This window comes from Roseovarius halophilus (ex Wu et al. 2025), assembly GCF_047086965.1.
This window is the reverse complement of the sequence record NZ_JBKOTX010000435.1, coordinates 1-1,777: the sequence shown is the minus strand read 5'-3', so window position 1 is coordinate 1,777 and position 1,777 is coordinate 1. Positions and strand designations below refer to the sequence as shown.

Below are 1,777 nucleotides of genomic sequence, written 5' to 3'. Positions count from 1 at the left end.
CGGCATCACGCGGCCCGGCCTGGTCATCGCCACGCGGCCCCGGGCGCTGGTCACCACGCCCGCCGCGGCGACGGTGCGCTACCGCGGGCCTTTGCTGGATTACGGAAATGTGATCATACTGGAACCAGAGGCCGGAATCCTGCTGGTGCTGGCGGGGCTGGATGTGGTCTATGGTGACACCGGAGAGGTCCTGCCGGGCGGCAGCCCCGTGGGTCTGATGGGAGGAGACGACCGGGCAGGCGACGCCATGCTGACCGAGCAAACCGTGACGGAACCTACCGAACGCAGCCAGACGCTCTATGTCGAGTTGCGGCAGAACAACACGCCCGTCGACCCGGGTGACTGGTTCAAGACAGACAAGGATGATTGAGCGATGAAGAAATTCCTGATGGCCGCGGCCGCCGGCACGCTTGCCGGTATCGTCGTGACAACGCAGGTGGCCGCCCCGCTGCTGGCGCAGGAGGCCACCAAGACAAGCAACGTCTACGAACAGCTCGATCTCTTCGGCGACATCTTCGAGCGCATCCGCTCGGGATATGTCGAGGACGTCGACGAGGGAGAACTGATCGAGGCCGCGATCAACGGGATGCTCACGTCGCTCGATCCCCATTCCAGTTACCTGTCGCCGGATGACGCCGCCGAGATGCGCGTGCAGACACGCGGCGAGTTCGGCGGGCTGGGCATCGAGGTCACGCAGGAGGAAGGCTTCGTCAAGGTCGTCTCGCCCATCGACGGCACCCCGGCCGACGAGGCGGGCATCGAGGCCGGCGACTTCATCACCCACGTGGACGGCGAAAGCGTCCTCGGCCTGACCCTCGACGAGGCCGTCGACCTGATGCGCGGCCCGGTGGGCAGCGAGATCGTCGTCACGGTCGTCCGCGAAGGCGAGCCCGAGCCCTTCGACGTCTCGATCATCCGCGACACGATCACGCTGACCGCCGTCCGCGCGCGCAGCGAACAGGATACCGTCGTGCTGCGCGTGACCACCTTCAACGACCAGACCTACAGCAACCTCGTGAGCGGCCTCGAAGAACAGGTCGAGGCGCTCGGCGGCGCCGAGAACGTCAACGGGATCGTCCTTGACCTGCGCAACAATCCCGGCGGGCTGCTGACACAGGCGATCCGGGTCTCCGACGCCTTCCTCGACAAGGGCGAGATCGTCTCGACCCGCGGGCGCAACCCCGAGGATGGCGAGCGGTTCAACGCCTCCGAGGGCGACCTGAGCAACGGCAAGCCGATCGTGGTCCTCATCAACGGCGGCTCGGCCTCCGCCTCCGAGATCGTGGCCGGCGCCCTGCAGGACCATCGCCGCGCCATCGTCGTGGGCACCAAGAGCTTCGGCAAGGGGTCGGTCCAGACGGTCATGCCGCTGCGCGGCGACGGCGCGATGCGGCTGACCACGTCGCGGTATTACACGCCGTCAGGCCGCTCGATCCAGGCGCTCGGCGTGTCGCCCGACATCGTTGTCGAACAGCCGCGCCGCCCCGCGCCCGGCAGCGAGGACGAGGAAGAAAGCAACCTGCCCGCCCGCTCCGAGGCCGACCTGCGGGGCCGGCTGGATAATGACAGCCTGAGCGAGGACGAGATCCGCCAGATCGAGGAGGACCGCGCCAAGGCTGAAACCGCCGCGAAACTGCGCGAGGAGGATTACCAGCTGGCCTACGCCATCGACATCCTGCGCGGCCTCACCGCGCTCGGGCCCGACAAGTGACGCGGCGCTGCCGGGTGACGGAACCCGCCACCCGGCAGCCGCAACGCCTGCCGGGGCGCCCCGGCA

At 68.1% G+C, this 1,777-nt stretch carries 2 protein-coding genes; both read left to right on the top strand.

Annotated features, from left to right (window positions below; all coding sequences use genetic code 11):
• Nucleotides 1-370, top strand: a 370-nt coding sequence (locus ACH107_RS32565) for a murein hydrolase activator EnvC family protein (RefSeq protein WP_412509741.1), incomplete at its 5' end; no start/stop codon positions are given.
• 3 nt (nt 371-373) lie between these two features.
• Nucleotides 374-1,711 carry a S41 family peptidase gene (locus ACH107_RS32560; protein WP_412509740.1) on the top strand — a complete coding sequence of 446 codons (1,338 nt, stop codon included), beginning with the start codon at nt 374-376 and terminating at the stop codon, nt 1,709-1,711.
• The last annotated feature ends 66 nt before the right edge of the window (nt 1,712-1,777 follow it).

Coding starts and splice junctions, on each gene's coding strand:
- ACH107_RS32560 (WP_412509740.1), top strand. CDS start 374: ATGAAGAAATTCCTGATGGCCGCGGCCGCCGGCACGCTTGCCGGTATC.